Raw genomic sequence first — 17,574 nt, forward strand, 5'->3', positions numbered from 1 at the left:
GCCGCAGGCGCGGCCGTTACGATGTCACCATGTCTGAACCGGCCCTCGCCCCGCGCAACGCCTTCCACGGCGTTGTGGCGGTCTGGATCGCCTCGCTGGTGGTCGCGGTCACGCTCGGCATCGTGCTGCCCGAGGAGTCGAGGGTGGGATGGCTGCTGATCGCCTTCGGCGGGATCGTGCTCGTCTCGTTCGGCGTCCAGCTCGCCTACGGGCGTGCGCAGGGCTTCATCGTGCGCATGGCCGGCAGTGTCGTCGGCGCGCTGGTGATCATGGGCCTGGTGTCGGCTGCCTTCGGCATCGCCGCGCTCGCGTCGGCCCTCTGACACCCGTTCCGCGGAGGGGTAGAGTGGACGGCATGGACCTCGTCGCGCTCGAATTCTTCTTCCTCGGCCTGCTGGGGCTTGCGAGCCTCGCGATCGCCTTCGTCTCCGGCGTCGTGCTCGTCAACCTGTTCCGCGGCCAGCGCTGATCCGACGCCGTCGTGATCGAGCTGCCCACCGATCTTCCGGCTGACCTCGCACCGCTGTCCTGGCTGCTCGGTGTCTGGGAGGGCACCGGCGTCATCGAGTACACGGCCGGCGAGCACCGTCACCAGGGCGAGTTCACGCACCGCGTGAGCTTCAGCCATGACGGCGGCCCCTTCCTGAACTACGCCGCATCCGCGTCCTTCCGCGGCGCCGACGGCATGGACGAGCCCGTCGCGCTGCTCGCGGAGACCGGCTTCTGGCGTCTCGCGCGTCCGCTCACCGACGCCGATCCCGGCCCTGCACTCCTCCCGCCGACCGCAGAGGCTGCGCCGCGCACGGTAGACGACGTCGAAGCGCTGCGCACCGATGACGGATTCCCGCTCCAGGTCTCGGTGACGCACTCCGACGGCACGCTCGAGCTGTATCTGGGTCGCATCGCCGGCCCGCGCATCGACATCGCCACCGACGCCGTCGTGCGCCCGGCCGAGAGCCGGCAGTACTCGGCCGCGACCCGCATGTACGGGCTGGTCGATGGGCATCTGCTCTGGGCGTGGGACATCACGGCCCTCGGCGAGAAGCTGAAGTCGCACGCCTCGGCGCGTCTGGCGAAGGTCTGACATGGCCGCGTTCGACGGCATCGCCGGCGCGGTGCGCGAGGGCGAGCTGATCCAGCACTTCGGCAACCCGCTCGTCGAGCAGCGCCGCCTGACATCCGGCGAGGCGATCGCGCCGATCACGGATCGCGTGCTGATCGAGGTCGCGGGCGACGACCGGCTCACCTGGCTCGACTCGATCACCTCCCAGTCCGTGGCACGGCTGCGTGCCGGCGACAGCACCGAACTGCTCGTGCTCGACCCGCAGGGCCGTGTCGAGCATGCGGCGGGCGTTCTCGAAGACGGCTCGTCGGTCTGGCTGATCGCCGACGAGGGCGACGCCGAGAAGCTCGCCGGATGGCTGCAGCGCATGGTGTTCCGCTCGCGCGTGACGGTGACCGTGCGCGCAGAGGCGGCACTGGTCGGCTTCTTCGCCGGCGGGTCCGCAGAGGCGCGCACCACGGCATCCGCTCCGCACGGCGTCCCGCTGATCTGGCGCGACCCGTGGGCGCACGTGCAGCCGGGCGGGCACCAGTACGCCGTCGCCTCCGGTCATCCGGCCGCCGACTACGCCTGGTGCATCGCCGTGGTCGACGACGCAGGCTCGCTGACCGGGCCCTTCGCCGGAGCGCTCGCCGCCGAGGCGCTGCGCATCGCCGCCTGGCGGCCCCGCTGGTCTCGCGAGGTCGACGACCGCAGCATCCCGCACGAGTCCGACTGGATCCGCAGTGCGGTGCACCTGAACAAGGGCTGCTACCGCGGGCAGGAGACGGTCGCCAAGGTGCACAACCTCGGGCATCCGCCTCGCCGGCTCGCTGCTCTGCTGCTCGACGGCAGCGACGTCGTCATGCCGTCGCCTGGCGACGCGGTGCTCGCGGGGGATGCCGAGGTCGGGCACATCACGTCGGTCGCCATGCACCATGAAGACGGCCCTATCGCGCTCGCGATGCTGTCGCGCCGTGCGCCGGTGGGCGAGCTGGTGGTGCGAGCGGGAGAGACGCTGATCGCCGCTGCTCAGCAGGTGATCGTGCCGGCCGACGCCGGCGCCACCGCTGACGTGCCGCGGCTCACGCGACTGTCGCGGCGACCGGCCGCAGAAGACCCGCGTCACACGCGCTGATCGTCGCCTCGGGGCCCGTCACGATGCGGGGGAGACGGTCGACCAGGGAACGGTGAGCTCGCCGAGGCGCCATCGCGTCCTGGTGCCCTGGATCGGGAGGCCCTGCGTCCTCAGGGCCGCCACGGCCGCGAGCCAGCGCTGCACGGGGCCGAAGGTCGAGAGGGGAGCGGCGCGCTCCCACTCGCGGTCGAGGGCGGTCAGCAGGTGGTGGATCCGCTCGCCGGGGACGTTGCGGTGGATGAGCGCCTTGGGCAGGCGCTCGGCCACGATCCCCGGATGCTCGAGGCCGGCCAGCCGCAGCGAGATCGTGAACGCGACGGGGGAGCCGTCGGAGGCCACGTCGACCCAGCTCGAGATGCGTCCGATCTCGTCACAGGTGCCCTCGAACAGCAGCCCCTCCGGCGCGAGTCGGGAGGCCACCTGGCGCCATGCATCGGCGACGTCGCCCTCGTCGTACTGCCGCAGCACGTTCATCGCCCTGATGACGGCGGGACGCCGCCGGTTCGGCACCGGCACCTCGAACCCGCCGCGCGCGAACGACACCGCGAGATCAGGGGCGAATGGAGTGCCGCCTGCGCGCACCTCCTCGAGCTGTCGCCGGGCTGTCGCGACGCGCTCCGGGTCGAGTTCGAGGCCGAGCACCTCGGCATCCGCCCGCACCCGACGCAGGCGCGTCGCCAGCTCGAACGCGGTGACGCCGCTGGCGCCGTAGCCCAGGTCGACGACGAGCGGATCGGATGCCCTGCGGAACGCCGCCGACGCCGCGATCCAGCGATCGTTCCGTCGCAGCCGGTTCGTCCCCGTCGTCCCTCGCGTCGGATTCCCCACAGGTGCGCTCATCTCCCTCATTCTTCCTCACTCCCTCCTCCTCGCTCATGCTTCACGCAAGCAGTCAAGGGCGGAGTGGTCTTGTCGGAATGAGCATTGGGGAGGAGCGAAGCGGAGGGGCCCCACTCTGCGAATGAAGACAAGGTCACGCAGCCCGTCACCCACCGCCAGGATCGATAAAGTGGAAGCCATGACGCGCACCCTGATCCTGCTCCGCCACGGCCAGAGCGAATGGAACGAGCTCAACCTCTTCACGGGATGGGTGGACGTCCGCCTGACCGAACAGGGCAAGGCCGAGGCCCGTCGCGGCGGCGAGCTGCTGGCCGAGTCGGGGCTGCTGCCCGACGTGCTGCACACCTCGCTGCTGAGCCGTGCGATCCAGACCGCGAACATCGCCCTCGATGCGGCCGATCGCCTGTGGATCCCGGTCACGCGCTCGTGGCGTCTCAACGAGCGTCACTACGGCGCCCTGCAGGGCAAGGACAAGGCGCAGACGCTCGAGGAGTTCGGTCCTGAGCAGTTCCAGCTGTGGCGCCGCTCGTTCGATGTGCCGCCGCCCGTGCTGGCCGACGACAGCGAGTTCAGCCAGGTGAACGACCCTCGGTACGCGGGCATCGACGGCGAGGTCCCGCGCACGGAGTCGCTCAAGCTCGTCATCGACCGTCTGCTGCCGTACTGGAACGACGCGATCGTGCCCGACCTCGCGGCGGGCAAGACGGTGCTGGTCACCGCGCACGGCAACTCGCTGCGCGGCCTGGTGAAGCACCTCGAGGGCATCAGCGATGACGACATCGCCGCGCTGAACATCCCCACGGGCATCCCGCTGGTGTACGAGCTCGACGAGAACAACGTGCCGACCGGTCCGAGCCGCTACCTCGATCCCGAGGCCGCCGCTGCCGGCGCCGCCGCGGTCGCCGCGCAGGGAAAGAAGTAACACCCCCGCTCACGCCGAGACCCCGTGCCGCAGTCCTTGCAGCACGGGGTCTCGTCGTTCAGCGGGTGCCGGCGAGGATCGGGGCCGGCTCCTGCGCTCAGAGTGCGGGGGAAGCGGGCGGCGTGGGCGCCGACTGCGCCTCGGCCGCCAGAGCGATGTCCTCCTCGTGCACGGCCCAGTCGCCGGTGGACAGGTAGACGACCTTCTTGGCGACGGCGACCGCGTGGTCGGCGAAGCGCTCGTGGTAGCGGCTGGCGAGGGTGGCGTCGACGGTGGCCGTCGCCTCGCCCTTCCAGTTGTCGCTGAGCACCTTCTCGAACACACTGGCGTGCAGCTCGTCGACGTCGTCGTCTGCATTGCGGATCTCGTCGGCGAAGCGCAGGTCCTGGGTGCGCAGCAGCTCGGCGAGCGTGCCGGCGATCTGCACGTCGAGCTCGCCCATGCGGCGAAAGGTGCCCTTGAGCCCCTTGGGCACGGCGCGCTCGGGGAAGCGGAGGCGCGCGAGCTGCGCGATGTGCTCGGCCATGTCGCCCATGCGCTCGAGCGAAGCGCTCACGCGCAGTGCGGTGATGACGATGCGCAGGTCGCGGGCGACCGGCTGCTGGCGGGCGAGGATCTCGATGGCCTGCTCGTCGAGTGAGACCGCGAGCTCGTCGATCTTGGCGTCGTCGGCGATGACCTCCTCGGCCAGCGCGACGTCGCTCTCGGCGAACGCCGTGGTGGCCTTCTGGATCGCGACCGTGACCAGGTCTGCGATCTCGGCGAGGCGCGACTGCAGCTCTTCGAGGGACTGGTGGAAGACTTCGCGCATGTCGGCGCAACCTTTCGTCGGGGGTTCGGCACGCATGCCGAGGGGCACGCGCTCACGCGGCCGGAACGATTGTCCGGGGCGAAGGTTAACAAACGGTGCCGGGAACGTGAATACTAGCCCTTCCGCCGCATGACCACGCGGTGTACGTCTGGTGGCCGGCGCGCAGACCCCTACTGTTGAGGCATGGACTCCGCTCAGCTCGCGCTGTTCGCGCTCGCCGTCGGCGCACTGATCGGCGCCGGCGCAGTGCTGCTGGTCAGCTGGGCGTATCGCGTGCGGGCGATCGCTCTGCAGGAGACCTCGACGACCATCCCGGAGGGCGTCGCCGACGTGCTGGCGGGGATGGACGACGCCGCGTGCGTGCTCGACGCCTCCGGCCTCGTGGTCGCGACGTCGAACGCGGCGACGCGCTTCGGCATCCGCACGGGAGCCGTGCTCGAGAACGTGGAGCTTCGTCGTCTCGTGCGCGGCGTGCGCGACAGTGGAGCCAGTGCGACCGAGACCCTCCGTCTCACGGGCGGCGCGTCGCTCGATCCGCGTCTGGTCTCGGCCCGTGCGAGCTCGGTCGGCCCGCAGCTGACGCTGCTGATCATCCGCGACGTCACCGAGCGCGAGCGCCTCGACCAGATGCGCACCGACTTCGTGTCGAACACCAGCCATGAGCTGAAGACCCCCGTGGCGTCGGTCAGCCTGCTGGCCGAGGCCATCGAATCCGCCGCGGACGACCCCGATCAGGTGCGCATCTTCGCCGCGCGCATCACGGCCGAGGCAGCCAGGCTGGCACAGCTCACCGGCCGCATCCTCAGCCTGTCGCGCCTTCAGGCCGCCGAGAGCCTGTCGCAGGTCGAGCCGGTCGCGATCGACGAGGTCGTCGCCGCGTCCATCGAGGCGCATTCCGTGCAGGCGGACTCCGCCGGGGTCGAGCTCAGCCGCGGGGGCGAGCGGGGGGTCTGGGTGCGCGGCGACGCTCAGGTGCTGATCGAGGCGGTCGGCAACCTGATCGCGAACGCGATCGTGTACTCGCCCAGGGGCTCGCGCGTGGGCGTCGGGGTGAAGGTCGAGGGCGATGTGGTCGAGATCGCCGTCACCGATCAGGGCATCGGGATCTCGGATGCCGATCGCGAGCGCATCTTCGAGCGGTTCTACCGCGCGGATGAGGCCCGCTCGCGCCGCACGGGAGGCACGGGCCTCGGGCTGTCGATCGTCAAGCATGCGACGCAGCGGCACGGCGGCGAGGTGCGCGTGTGGTCGCGGCCCGGCCGCGGATCGACGTTCACGATGCGGCTGCCGCGAGCCGGCGCGCCCGAAGCCGGTGCAGACAAGAAGTCCAAGAGGAAGAACAAGAAGAAGCGCCCGAATGCGGATGCCCGCAGACGCGACGCTCGAAACGGAGAGTTCGCATGACCCGCATCCTGCTCGTCGAGGATGAGCCCGATCTGGCCGACCCCCTCGCCTACCTCCTGCGGCGCGAGGGCTACGAGGTCGAGATCTGCGAGGACGGACCCGGCGCGCTGACCGCGTTCCGGGAGCGCGGCGCCGACATCATCCTGCTCGACCTCATGCTTCCCGGTATGGCGGGCACCGAGGTGTGCCGTCAGGTGCGGCAGACGTCGAGCGTTCCCATCATCATGCTCACCGCGAAGGACTCCGAGGTCGACATCGTGGTGGGGCTCGAGCTCGGCGCCGATGACTACATCACCAAGCCGTACTCGTCGCGCGAGCTCCTCGCGCGCATGCGCGCCGTGCTGCGCCGTGTCGTGCAGGCCGAGGCCGAGGTCGACGAGCGCGTGCTCGAGGGAGGGCGTGTGACCCTCGACATCGACCGCCACACGGTCGCCGTGGACGGCTCTGAGATCAACATGCCGCTGAAGGAGTTCGAGCTGCTCGAGGTGCTGATGCGCAACGCCGGTCGCGTGCTCACCCGCGGTCAGCTGATCGACCGCGTCTGGGGCAGCGACTACTTCGGAGACACCAAGACGCTCGACGTGCACATCAAGCGGATCCGCTCGCGCATCGAGCAGAACCCCGGCGACCCCGTGATGCTCGTGACCGTCCGCGGGCTCGGCTACCGTTTCGAGGGCTGATCAGCCCGGATGCAGAAGAGGCCGGCTCCCTCGGGAGCCGGCCTCTTCGTGTTCGCGGTCGTGCCGCGGAGAGTCAGGATTCGCTGTCGGACGACTCGGCAGCCGGCACGAGGTCGGCGTACTGGGGCAGCGAGCCGTCGAGCACGGGCACCTCGGCGGGCACGGCCTCGCCGTCGCCCGAGACGATCAGCACCTCGACCGTGGCGCCGGGCTTGGTGTCGAGGTTCTCGATGCGCAGCGGCATCTCGTCGGCGCCGAGGCTGACGCGCTCTTCGCTGGGGACGCGCACCGAGAGCTGCTCGCCCGCGACGTCGATGTCGACGCTGGTGGTCTTCGAGCCCTGGTTGACGAACGCGCCGACCAGGTTGCCGACGCCGCCGTCCTCGGTGGTGACCACGAACACGTTGCGCGCGACGACGTCGCCGCCGGTCTCGTCGATGTTCACGCCGTCGGAGGCGGAGTAGGGGTTCGTCGTCGCCTGATGCGTGATGAAGGTGCATCCGGTCGTGCCGAGCGCGAGGGCCGAGCCCAGGGCGATGGCGGCGACGAGGCGCGGAGCGATGGACGCAGCAGAGCGCGAGTTCACGGATCCTCCTGAGGTGCGACGGGTGTCCTGGTTCAGTCTAGTGGGTCGAGGGGCGGGAACGCGGACGGATGCCGTGGCGGGGTGGATCGGCGCGAACCTTACTGCATATCCGCTGTGGTATCCTGGAGATTGCCGAAAGGACACGTTTTTATGCTTTTTGAGGTTGGCGAAACCGTCGTCTATCCGCACCACGGAGCCGCGACGATCATCGAGGTCAAGGACCGCGTGATCAAGGGGGAGACCAAGAAGTACCTGAAGCTCAACGTCACGCAGGGTGATCTCATCATCGAGGTTCCTGCCGAGAATGTCGACCTGGTCGGCGTTCGCGACGTGATCGGCAAGGAGGGGCTCGAGAACGTCTTCGAGGTGCTGCGCGCCCCGTTCACGGAAGAGCCCACCAACTGGTCGCGCCGGTACAAGGCGAACCTGGAGAAGCTCGCTTCGGGCGATGTGATCAAGGTGAGCGAGGTCGTGCGCGACCTGTGGCGCCGCGATCAGGACCGCGGGCTCTCCGCGGGCGAGAAGCGCATGCTCGCCAAGGCCCGTCAGATCCTCGTGTCGGAGCTCGCTCTGGCCGAGAAGATCGACGAGGACAAGGCCGGCGCGCTGCTCGACGAGGTGCTCGCCTCCTGACGAGTGCGTCTGACGACGAGAATCGCGAAGAGGGTGGATGCCATCGGCATCCGCCCTCTTCGCGTCTTCGGCGCCGGAGTGGGTAGCGTGAGAGCGTGACTGCGCACTCGACTCCAGACACCGCGATCATCGTCGTCGCCGCCGGATCAGGCACGCGCCTCGCCGCCGGTGCCCCCAAGGCCCTCGTCGACATCGATGGCCGCACGGTGCTGCGCCACGCGCTCGACGGCGTGTTCGCCGCGGGACCCATGCAGGTCGTCGTCGTCGCCCCGGCGGGCGGCGAGCAGCAGGTCGAGGCCGAGGTCAGGGCATCCGCCGGCGAACGCCGCCACCTCGCCTCGGTCGTGACCGGGGGAGCCACCAGGCAGCAGTCGGTCGCCGCAGGACTGGAAGCCCTGTACGACGGCATCCGGACCGTGCTGGTGCACGATGCCGCGCGCGCCCTCACCCCGCCCGCGCAGATCGCCGCGGTCGCCGCCGCGGTGGCGCATGCCGGCGTCATCCCCGCCCTGCCCGTGGTCGACACGCTCAAGCAGGTCGACGGCGACGAGATCACCGGGCCGGTCGACCGCTCGGTGCTCGCGGCCGCGCAGACTCCGCAGGGCTTCCCACGCGGCGCCCTTCAGGAGGCGTACGCGGCCGCGATCGCATCCGGCGAGGAGCACACCGACGATGCCGCGCTCTTCGCGGCGGCAGGCGGCGCCGTGCGCCGGATCGACGGTTCCGAGCGCGCGTTCAAGATCACCACGCCGGCCGACCTCGAGCGCGCCCGGACGCTGCTCGCCGACCGCAGTGCGGTGCCCGTGCTGCCCCGCATCGGCGTCGGCACCGATGTGCACGCGTTCGGGGGCGAGGGCGACCTGTGGCTCGCAGGGCTCGAATGGCCGGGCGAGCAGCCGCTGTCGGGGCACTCCGACGGAGACGCGGTCGCGCACGCGATCGTCGATGCGCTGCTGGGCGCCGCGGGTCTCGGTGACATCGGGCAGCACTTCGGCACCGCGCACCCCGAGTACGCGGGTGCGCACGCCGAGGTGTTCCTGGGCCGCACCGCAGAGATGCTGGCGCAGGCCGGGTTCGCGATCGGCAACGTCTCCGTGCAGATCAAGGGCAATCGCCCGCGCTTCAGCGGGCGCAGAGCCGAAGCCGAGCAGGCGCTCTCGGCTGCCCTCGGCGGCGCATCCGTCTCGGTCTCGGCGACCACGACCGACGGGCTCGGTTTCACCGGCCGCGGCGAGGGCATCGCGGTCACCGCCGTGGCGCTCATCCACCCTCTCGGCTAGAGCGGCCGACGCCCAGGTGCGGCCCGCGCCGCCCCGGTAGTCTTGTGCGGTGACGATCCGCCTGTACGACACCCGCGAGCAGCAGCTGCGCGACTTCGTTCCGCTCGACCCCTCGAACGTGACGATGTACGTCTGCGGACCCACTGTGCAGTCCGGCCCTCACATCGGGCACGTCCGTGCCGCCCTGAGCTTCGACCTGCTGCGCCGCTGGCTCGAGCACCGCTACGGCCGCGTGACCTTCGTGCGCAACGTCACCGACATCGAAGACAAGGTGCTCGCCAACGCGACCGATGCCGAGCCGTGGTGGGCGCTCGCCTACCGCATGGAGCAGGAGTTCTCGACGGCGTATGCCGCGGTGGGCATCCTGCCCCCGACCTACGAGCCGCGAGCCACCGGGTTCATCCCACAGATGCACGACCTGATCTCGTCGCTCATCGAGCGCGGGCACGCGTACGCGGCGCCGGACGGATCCGGAGACGTGTACTTCGACGTGCGCTCCTGGCCTGAGTACGGCGCGCTCACGCGTCAGTCGGTCGACGCCATGGAGGCGGCCGCCGACGCCGACCCCCGCGGCAAGCGCAACCCGCAGGACTTCGCACTGTGGAAGGGCGCGAAGGCCGATGAGCAGCCGGACGCCGTCTGGGACTCGCCGTGGGGCCGCGGTCGCCCCGGCTGGCACATCGAGTGCTCGGCCATGGCGAAGCGATACCTCGGAGCCGAGTTCGACATCCACGGCGGCGGACTCGACCTGCGGTTCCCGCACCACGAGAACGAGCTCGCCCAGTCGACCGCGGCCGGCGACGGCTTCGCGCGCTACTGGGTGCACAACGGTCTCGTCACCGTCGGCGGCCAGAAGATGTCGAAGTCGCTGGGCAACTTCATCCTGGCGTCGCAGATGCTGGATGAGATCGACCCCCTCGTGGCGCGCTACGCGCTCGCGGCCGCGCACTACCGCTCCAGCCTCGACCTCACCGAGTCGTCGTTCGCTGAAGCCGAGGCCGCGATGGGGCGCATCCGGTCGTTCCTCGAGCGCGAGGCACGACTGCCTCGCGAGTTCGCGTGGTCTGCCGAACGGCCGGCAGAAGGCGAAGACCCGGAGCTCGAGATGCTCCCCGCAGGCTTCGTGTCGGCTATGGACGACGACCTCGGTGTGCCGCAGGCGCTCGCCGTGCTGCACGAGACGGTGCGATCGGGCAACACGATGCTCGACGCCGGCGAGACGGCCGGCGCGCAGCTGGCGGCCATGCAGGTGCGCGAGATGGCGGGCATCCTCGGGATCGATCCGCTCGCATCGGAGTGGGAGCCTGCGGGCGGCGGAGCCGAGGCATCCGCCCTCGACGCGCTCGTGCAGACGATGATCACCCAGCGCGCGCAGGCGCGCGCTGACAAGGACTGGGCCGCAGCAGATCGCATCCGCGATGCGATCGCTGCGGCAGGAATCACTCTGGAGGACACTCCGGACGGAACGCATTGGAGTATCGATGGCTAAGCCTGGACGCCCGGGAGCGGGCAACAGCAAGAAGAAGGGTGCCTCGAAGGGCACCGGCGGCCTCGGCCGCAAGGCGCTCGAGGGCCGGGGCCCCACGCCCAAGGCCGAAGACCGCAGCTGGCACGTCGCCGGCAAGCGCAAGGCGGCTCAGGAGCGCTTCGCCGCCGCCGGCGGCAAGGGAAAGCCGGGCGGGCAGAAGCCTCAGGGCCGCGACATGAACCGTCAGGCCCGCAGCAAGTCCACCGACGACACCGAGACCGTCACCGGACGCAACTCGGTGCTCGAGGCGCTGCGCACCAAGATCCCCGCGACGACGTTCTACATCGCGCAGCGTGTCGAGATGGACGACCGCGTCAAGGAGATGCTGGCGATCGCCCGGCACCGGGAGATCCCCGTGCTCGAGGTCACCCGTCAGGAGCTCGACCGCATGGCAGGCTTCGACGGCGTGCACCAGGGCGTCGCGCTGAAGGTGCCGCCGTACGAGTACGCGCACCCGCAGGATCTGCTCGAGCAGGTCATCGACCGCGGTCAGACGCCGCTGTTCGTCGCCCTCGACGGCATCACCGACCCCCGCAACCTCGGTGCGATCATCCGCTCGACGGCCGCCTTCGGCGGTCACGGCATCATCCTGCCGCAGCGCCGCTCGGCGAGCGTGAACTCCGCCGCCTGGAAGACCAGTGCCGGAGCCGCCGCCCGTCTGCCCGTCGCACTCGCCGCGAACCTGACCACCCTGCTGAAGGAGTTCAAGAAGCAGGGCGTCTTCGTGCTCGGGCTCGACGGCGGGGGAGACGTCGCGCTTCCGGCGCTCGAGCTCGCCGACCGTCCCGTCGTGATCGTCGTCGGATCCGAGGGCAAGGGCCTCTCGCGCCTCGTCACCGAGACCTGCGACCAGATCGTGTCGATCCCGATCTCGTCGGCCACCGAGTCGCTGAACGCGGGCATCGCGGCGTCGGTCGCGCTGTATCAGGTCGCGACCATGCGGGGGGCTGCGGAATAACACGCGCCCCTGCGCGACTTGTACCGGACGTACCGTCAGGCAACCGGAAGGAAGCGCATGTCTCGCATCGTCGTCATCGGAGGAACCGGCTACGCCGGATCGCACATCGCCCGCGAGGCGGTGAGTCGCGGTCATGAGGTGACCGTGATCTCGCGCTCGACTCCGGATGCCCCTCTCGACGGCGCTCGGTACGTGCAGGGCTCCGTGCTCGACCTCGACGGGCTCGGCGACGTGTTCGACGGCGCGGATGCCGTGGTCTCGGCGCTCTCGCCGCGCGGTGACATGGAGAACGCGGTCATCCCTGCGCTGCGCGCCCTTGCAGACAAGCTGACCGGCACCCCGACGCGCCTCGGCGTCGTCGGCGGCGCCGGCGGCAGCCTCGTCGCCCCCGGCGGCCCCCGTCTGTTCGATCAGGGATTCCCCGAGGAGTACAAGCACGAGGCGCAGGTCGGCATCGACTCGCTCGAGCTGCTGCAGCAGAGCGACGAGGGCCTCGACTGGTTCTTCATCCACCCCGCCGAGGTCTTCGGACCGTGGGCCGAGGGGGAGCGCACCGGTCGGTACCGCGACGGCGGCGACGTGCTCGTGCGGGATGCCGACGGCAACTCCACCATCTCCGGCGCCGACTTCGCGATCGCCGTCGTCGATGAGATCGAGCAGCCGAAGCACCGCCGCGGCCGCTTCACCGTCGGCTACTGATCCCCACGCCCGACGGCTGGCGCGGCGCTAGACCAGGTCGCGCCAGTCGATCGAGGCCGTGTCGTCCGACACCTCGACCGACCCGGTGACGACGGGCAGGCCCATGGTCTCGGTCGGCGGTCCCATGATGGTGGCCTCATCGCGGCGGTGACGCAGCACATCGTTGATGTAGCTCGTGAGCACCTCGGCGAGCGGCACCGACCGCGACTGCGCCTGCGACAGGTACCACCGGTGCTCGAGCACCTGGTGGTACACCTCGGCGGGCTCGAGCTTCGCGCGCAGGTCGTACGGGATCGCGCGCACCACGGGTTCGAACACCCGGGTGAGCCACTCGTGCGCGTACATCTCCTCGTCGGCCCATACCTTGGTCGAGCGCACCCGGAACTCGTCGAGATCGTTGAGCAGGCGCCGAGCCTGGTTCTCCTCGACGTCGAGGCCGGTGAGCCTGATCAGCCGGCGCTGGTGATGACCGGCGTCGACCACCTTCGGCTGGATGCGCACCGAGGTGCCGTCAGGGGTGGTCACCATCGACATCTCATCGATGTCGAACCCGAGGGCGTTGAGCTTCTCGACGCGCTCGGTGATGCGCCAGGTCTCACCGGTCGGGAACGACTCCTCATCGGTCAGCTCGGCCCACAGGGAGCGGTAGGACGAGACGATGCCGTCGGCGATCTCGAGGGCATCGAGACCGCGCTCCAGCCGGCCTCCCGCCGCGAGGTCCATGATCTCTCCGGCGATGTTGGTGCGGGCGAGGTCGAGATCGTAGGCCCGTTGACCGTCGGTGAGCCCCTCTTCGTGAAGCTCTCCTGTCTCCGCATCGACCAGGTACGCGGCGAAGGCTCCCGCGTCGCGGCGGAACAGCGTGTTCGACAATGACACGTCGCCCCAGTAGAACCCCACGTTGTGCAGCCGGACGAGCAGCAGCGCCAGGGCGTCGACCAGGCGCGTCGCCGTGTCAGGGCGCAGCACCTGCGTGAACAGCGCGCGGTAGGGCATCGAGAACCGCAGGTGCGAGGTGACGAGCGCCGCGGGCAGCGGCTTGCCGTCGGCATCCTGCCTTCCGGCGATCACGGCGACGCGGCTGACGCAGGGGACATCCAGGCGGCCCAGATTGCCGAGCATGTCGTACTCGCGCTGCGCCATCTCGGCCGTCGTCTCCTTCACGGCGACGACGCGGCCCGACAGGTCGGCGAAGCGCACGAGGTGCCGCGAGAGGCCCTTCGGCAGCGAGACGATGTGCTCCGACGGCCACTTGCCGAGCGGCGTCGACCAGGGCAGGCCGAGCAGGCCGGGGTCGATCGAGCTGGCGGTGATGCGCAGCGACTCCTGCATGATTCCTCCGGAAACACCGCGGCGCGGGAGACCGAGATGGTCGCCCGCGCCGCGTGTGATGATTCGTCAGGCCGAGACGACCGGCTTGTCGTTGAGGCGCTCGCCCGACTCGAGGTCGAAGGCGTGCACGTGACCGGGGTTGGCGGCCAGGGTGACCGTCTCGCCGGCGTTGGGGTGGTTGCGGCCGTCGACGCGCGCGACGATGTCGGTGCGCTTGCCGTTGATGTCGGTGTGGCCGTACAGGTAGCCGTCGGCGCCCAGCTCCTCGACGAGGTCGACGACGACCGAGAGGCCCTTGCCGTCGGCGGGACCGACGGTGATGTCCTCGGGGCGCACGCCGACCGTGACCTGGCTGCCGGTGGCACGGCCGACGGTGTCGCGGTCGAGCGGCACGATCTCGCTGCCGAACTGCACACCGCCGTCGGCGAGGTCAGCGGCGAAGAGGTTCATGGCAGGCGAGCCGATGAAGCCGGCGACGAAGACGTTGTTCGGCTTCTCGTACAGGTCGCGCGGGGTGCCGACCTGCTGCAGCAGACCGTCCTTGAGCACCGCGATGCGGTCGCCCATGGTGAGGGCCTCGGTCTGGTCGTGCGTGACGTAGACCGTGGTGACGCCGAGGCGGCGCTGCAGCGAGGCGATCTGGGTGCGCGTCTGCACACGCAGCTTCGCGTCGAGGTTCGACAGCGGCTCGTCCATGAGGAACACCTGGGGCTGACGCACGATGGCGCGCCCCATGGCGACACGCTGACGCTGACCACCCGAGAGGGCCTTCGGCTTGCGGTTCAGGTACTCCTCGAGGTCGAGGAGCTTGGCGGCCTCGAGAACGCGGCTGGCGCGCTCCTCCTTGCCGACGCCGGCGATCTTGAGCGCGAAGCCCATGTTCTCGGCCACGGTCATGTGCGGGTACAGCGCGTAGTTCTGGAACACCATCGCGATGTCGCGGTCCTTCGGCGGCACGTCGGTGACGTCGCGGTCGCCGATGAGGATGCGGCCGCCGTTGACCTCTTCGAGGCCGGCGAGCATGCGCAGCGAGGTGGACTTTCCGCAGCCGGACGGGCCGACGAGAACGAGGAATTCGCCGTCGGCGATCTCGATGTTCAGCTTGTCGACAGCCGGACGGGTTCCGCCGGGGTACAGGCGGGTGGCGTCGTCGAACGTAACGGTGGCCATGGTTTCTCCTTCACCGGCAGGTACGTGCCGGACGATCCTTCGTGATGGAAGCGGCGGGCGCTGCCCGCCGTGACCCGCCATCGGGTCGGGATCAGTATGGCACGGCCGGGCGCGTCTGGGTATTTCTCAGACTGCCTCGTTAGCATCGAATCCGGTCGCCGCAGGCTCTGCACGCTTCGCGGCCGAGGGATCCCCCGGTCCCACCCGATGCTTCAGAACACACCCGATCTTCAAGAAGGAACGATGTCGAGCGACGAAACGCCGAACGTCCCCGCCGCTCGCAATTCCCGCGAAGCGGTGCGCGAGAAGGCTCAGCAGGTGCACGCGCAGCAGTCGCGGGCACGGCTGGTGCGACGCCTCATCATCGGACTCGTCGCGATCCTCGCCGTCGGCTCGATCGGCGCCGCCGTGGCGTACGCGGTCAGCTCGTCGATCTCGAAGCCGCAGCTCAGCCCCAGCGGGATGCCCGGCGACGGCGTCACCGTGAGCGAGATCGCCGCGACCCCGGCTGGCACCGAACCGTCGCCGGCGCCGTCTGCGACCGCCACCGAGGCCGGCGAGGCGGCCACGCCGTCCCCTTCGCCGTCTGCCACGGCCGGGGCGAAGTCCACCGAGATCCACATCTACGTCGATTACCTGTCTGCCGGCGCTGCGGAGTTCGAGCGCGCGAATGCGCGTCAGCTCGCCGGCTGGATCTCCGAGGGTGCGGTCACCGTCACCTACCACCCGGTCGCGCTGCTCACCGCGAGCTCGAACGGCACGAAGTACTCGCTTCGCGCCGCTGCCGCCGCGGCGTGCGTGGCGACCTACGCGCCCGGCAGCTTCTACGACTACAACCACGAGCTGCTCACCGATCAGCCCGAGGCCGACAGCGACGGGCGCACCGACGCCGACCTCGCCGACCTCGCGGTCGCGGTCGGGGTGTCGGATGCCAAGAAGGTGCGCGCGTGCATCGAGGACCAGGACTTCGTGTCGTGGGCGAAGGACGCGACCGACCGGGCGCTCGAGGGCCCGCTGCCCGGCACCGACGACCTGAAGCTGAACAACGAGGCGCTCATCCTCGTCGGCGGCAAGTCGTACGTGGGCGCTCTCGACGACCCGGCGGAGTTCTCGCAGTTCGTGCTGACGATCGCCAGCGGCGAGTCCCTCGGCTCCGCCAAGCCGACTCCGACCCCGGTGCCGACTCCGAGCGCGACCACCACCCCCGCATCCTGACCCGGTGCAGGCATGCCGCACGCCGTCGGTATGCTTGTGACGGTCCGCCGACTTGGCGCAATTGGTAGCGCACCGTACTTGTAATACGGGGGTTACGGGTTCGAGTCCCGTAGTCGGCTCCACGAGAGAGGCCCGTGTTCCCTGGGGAACACGGGCCTCCGTCTCGTTCAGGGGTCGGACGTCAGGGCCTCACGGGCGGCTGAGTCGGCCAGCCGTCGATGAGGCCGGTGTCGACCTGATATCCGACGTAGTCGTAGTGCGGGATGCCGTGCCAGACCATCGGATCGACGCTCCAGACGCTGCCGTCGGCGATCCCGCCGAGCAGTGCCTCGACGCCGACGACGTTCTGCTTGATCGCCTTGCCGCGGCTCTTCTGGCCGATGGAGCCGCCGTAGGTCTCGAAGAACACCATCGGGTGGCTGTGCCCGGTCGGGTTGAGCCCGTTGTAGTTCAGACCCAGCATCACGGCCGACGAGACGCCGCCCTTGATGTCGATCTCGCGGTACCCGCTGCCGGCGCTGCCGACGCTGTAGCGGTCGGCGTTCACGTAGCCGTAGCGCTGCAGCGCCGTGTACACGTGCCCCTGCAGCTGACGCGTCTTCACGTCGTACTCGCCGCCTCGTACACCGGGAAGGGTGGGGCCGCTCGGTGCGAGCGAGATGCCGAGAGACATGGTGATGGGCTCGTCGGAGTCGTCGTACTTCAGGCCCTGGTGGTGGATGTCGAGGCCGACGTCGGGCCTCACGCTCGCCCAGTAGGAGTACCAGGCCAGCGACTCCTTCGCCGCGAAGCCGGTCGGCGACCAGTCGCGGTTGAGGTCGATGCGCCTGCCGTCCTCGAGCACGGTGTGACGGATGTAGAGCTCGGATCCGTCGGGGTTGTACATGGGGATCACGTGCAGGGTCAGCTTCTCGCGCACGGCCTTCCACAGCGGCGACCCGCTGCTGCCGGCGTTGCGGAGCACGTCGAGCAGCACGTCGGGGCCGTAGGGCTCGTTGCCGTGGATGCGGCCCTGCAGCCACACCTTCGTGGGGCCCGTGCCCACGGTGGCGACGTACAGCTCGCGGCCTGCTTCGCTGCGGCCGAAGCCGAGGCTCGAGAGCGTCTTGACCTGCACGGCGCCCTTCGAGGTGCGCTGGATGTCGGAGAGCGACTTCTGCACGTCGGCATAGGTGAGAAGCGCCGCGCGCGGCACCTGCTCACCGGGTTCGGGGAAGCTGCCGGCGGCGGATGCCGACTGGCCGGCGAGCAGGGGAAGCGCTGCAGCCAGCGGCATGGCCGCGAGCACCTGACGGCGAGTGAGGGTGAACGGGGGGCGTGTTTCGTGCATCACTTG

The 17,574-nt window shown here is 69.9% G+C and carries 18 protein-coding genes and 1 tRNA gene; 13 read left to right on the forward strand and 6 right to left on the reverse strand.

Annotation, left to right across the window (positions count from 1 at the left end; all coding sequences use genetic code 11):
* Positions 1–29 precede the first annotated feature (29 nt).
* The 3 genes from AB0N59_RS07745 to AB0N59_RS07755 all read left to right on the forward strand — a co-directional run bounded on the left by AB0N59_RS07745 (position 30) and on the right by AB0N59_RS07755 (position 2,180).
* On the forward strand, positions 30–323 hold the full coding sequence (locus AB0N59_RS07745) for a hypothetical protein (protein WP_204974298.1): 294 nt from the start codon (positions 30–32) through the stop codon (positions 321–323).
* Positions 324–481: 158 nt separating this feature from the next.
* A complete protein-coding gene (locus AB0N59_RS07750; protein WP_363481007.1) occupies positions 482–1,084 on the forward strand; it encodes an FABP family protein in 603 nt (200 codons plus the stop codon).
* Between the two features lies 1 nt (position 1,085).
* Positions 1,086–2,180 (forward strand): glycine cleavage T C-terminal barrel domain-containing protein, encoded by a 1,095-nt coding sequence (locus AB0N59_RS07755; RefSeq protein WP_363481010.1) that lies wholly within the window; start codon positions 1,086–1,088, stop codon positions 2,178–2,180.
* An 18-nt stretch (positions 2,181–2,198) separates the two neighbouring features.
* Here the strand turns inward: AB0N59_RS07755 and AB0N59_RS07760 are convergent, their stop codons facing one another.
* A complete protein-coding gene (locus AB0N59_RS07760) occupies positions 2,199–3,029 on the reverse strand; it encodes a class I SAM-dependent methyltransferase (protein ID WP_363481013.1) in 831 nt (276 codons plus the stop codon).
* A 169-nt stretch (positions 3,030–3,198) separates the two neighbouring features.
* Here AB0N59_RS07760 and AB0N59_RS07765 point away from each other — a divergent pair, with 169 nt between their 5' ends.
* The gene (locus AB0N59_RS07765; protein ID WP_363481016.1) at positions 3,199–3,942 is read left to right on the forward strand and encodes a phosphoglyceromutase; all 744 of its coding nucleotides are present in this window, start codon (positions 3,199–3,201) and stop codon (positions 3,940–3,942) included.
* A 97-nt stretch (positions 3,943–4,039) separates the two neighbouring features.
* Here the strand turns inward: AB0N59_RS07765 and phoU are convergent, their stop codons facing one another.
* Positions 4,040–4,753: a phosphate signaling complex protein PhoU gene (gene phoU, locus AB0N59_RS07770; RefSeq protein WP_363481019.1), complete on the reverse strand. Its 714-nt coding sequence runs from the start codon at positions 4,751–4,753 to the stop codon at positions 4,040–4,042.
* Positions 4,754–4,936: 183 nt separating this feature from the next.
* On the opposite strand from phoU, the gene AB0N59_RS07775 reads away from it, so the two are divergent.
* Both AB0N59_RS07775 and AB0N59_RS07780 read left to right on the forward strand, forming a co-directional pair.
* Complete coding sequence (locus AB0N59_RS07775) at positions 4,937–6,157, forward strand: ATP-binding protein (RefSeq protein ID WP_363481022.1); 1,221 nt, start codon at positions 4,937–4,939, stop codon at positions 6,155–6,157.
* Complete coding sequence (locus tag AB0N59_RS07780) at positions 6,154–6,837, forward strand: response regulator transcription factor (protein ID WP_363481025.1); 684 nt, start codon at positions 6,154–6,156, stop codon at positions 6,835–6,837. Before AB0N59_RS07775 ends, AB0N59_RS07780 begins: the two co-directional genes overlap by 4 nt.
* A gap of 73 nt (positions 6,838–6,910) precedes the next feature.
* Here AB0N59_RS07780 and AB0N59_RS07785 read toward each other — a convergent pair whose 3' ends face one another.
* On the reverse strand, positions 6,911–7,423 hold the full coding sequence (locus AB0N59_RS07785; protein ID WP_363481028.1) for a DNA modification methylase: 513 nt from the start codon (positions 7,421–7,423) through the stop codon (positions 6,911–6,913).
* A 150-nt stretch (positions 7,424–7,573) separates the two neighbouring features.
* On the opposite strand from AB0N59_RS07785, the gene AB0N59_RS07790 reads away from it, so the two are divergent.
* The 5 genes from AB0N59_RS07790 (at position 7,574) to AB0N59_RS07810 (ending at position 12,521) form a co-directional block, all read left to right on the forward strand.
* Positions 7,574–8,056: a CarD family transcriptional regulator gene (locus AB0N59_RS07790; RefSeq protein ID WP_071640539.1), complete on the forward strand. Its 483-nt coding sequence runs from the start codon at positions 7,574–7,576 to the stop codon at positions 8,054–8,056.
* 95 nt (positions 8,057–8,151) lie between these two features.
* A complete protein-coding gene (gene ispD / locus AB0N59_RS07795; protein ID WP_363481031.1) occupies positions 8,152–9,336 on the forward strand; it encodes a 2-C-methyl-D-erythritol 4-phosphate cytidylyltransferase in 1,185 nt (394 codons plus the stop codon).
* Positions 9,337–9,385: 49 nt separating this feature from the next.
* Positions 9,386–10,825 carry a cysteine--tRNA ligase gene (gene cysS / locus AB0N59_RS07800; protein ID WP_363481034.1) on the forward strand — a complete coding sequence of 480 codons (1,440 nt, stop codon included), beginning with the start codon at positions 9,386–9,388 and terminating at the stop codon, positions 10,823–10,825.
* Positions 10,818–11,822, forward strand: coding sequence for a 23S rRNA (guanosine(2251)-2'-O)-methyltransferase RlmB (rlmB, locus tag AB0N59_RS07805; protein WP_363481037.1), 1,005 nt, complete (start codon positions 10,818–10,820; stop codon positions 11,820–11,822). The genes cysS and rlmB overlap by 8 nt, the downstream gene beginning before the upstream one ends.
* Positions 11,823–11,879: 57 nt before the next feature.
* The gene (locus AB0N59_RS07810; protein WP_363481040.1) at positions 11,880–12,521 is read left to right on the forward strand and encodes an NAD(P)H-binding protein; all 642 of its coding nucleotides are present in this window, start codon (positions 11,880–11,882) and stop codon (positions 12,519–12,521) included.
* 27 nt (positions 12,522–12,548) lie between these two features.
* Here AB0N59_RS07810 and AB0N59_RS07815 read toward each other — a convergent pair whose 3' ends face one another.
* The gene (locus tag AB0N59_RS07815; RefSeq protein ID WP_363481043.1) at positions 12,549–13,853 is read right to left on the reverse strand and encodes a DUF4032 domain-containing protein; all 1,305 of its coding nucleotides are present in this window, start codon (positions 13,851–13,853) and stop codon (positions 12,549–12,551) included.
* A gap of 66 nt (positions 13,854–13,919) precedes the next feature.
* On the reverse strand, positions 13,920–15,023 hold the full coding sequence (gene ugpC / locus AB0N59_RS07820; protein WP_363481046.1) for a sn-glycerol-3-phosphate ABC transporter ATP-binding protein UgpC: 1,104 nt from the start codon (positions 15,021–15,023) through the stop codon (positions 13,920–13,922).
* A 243-nt stretch (positions 15,024–15,266) separates the two neighbouring features.
* Here ugpC and AB0N59_RS07825 point away from each other — a divergent pair, with 243 nt between their 5' ends.
* Positions 15,267–16,238, forward strand: a complete 972-nt coding sequence (locus AB0N59_RS07825) for a thioredoxin domain-containing protein (protein ID WP_363481049.1) — start codon at positions 15,267–15,269, stop codon at positions 16,236–16,238.
* 46 nt (positions 16,239–16,284) lie between these two features.
* A tRNA-Thr gene (locus tag AB0N59_RS07830) sits at positions 16,285–16,360 on the forward strand.
* Between the two features lie 59 nt (positions 16,361–16,419).
* On the opposite strand, the gene AB0N59_RS07835 is transcribed toward AB0N59_RS07830, so the two are convergent.
* The gene (locus AB0N59_RS07835) at positions 16,420–17,568 is read right to left on the reverse strand and encodes a M14 family zinc carboxypeptidase (protein WP_363481051.1); all 1,149 of its coding nucleotides are present in this window, start codon (positions 17,566–17,568) and stop codon (positions 16,420–16,422) included.
* Positions 17,569–17,574: the final 6 nt, after the last annotated feature.

The sequence above is a fragment of the Microbacterium sp. NPDC089321 genome (assembly GCF_040684935.1).
In the GTDB taxonomy this organism is placed as follows: Bacteria; Actinomycetota; Actinomycetes; order Actinomycetales; family Microbacteriaceae; genus Microbacterium.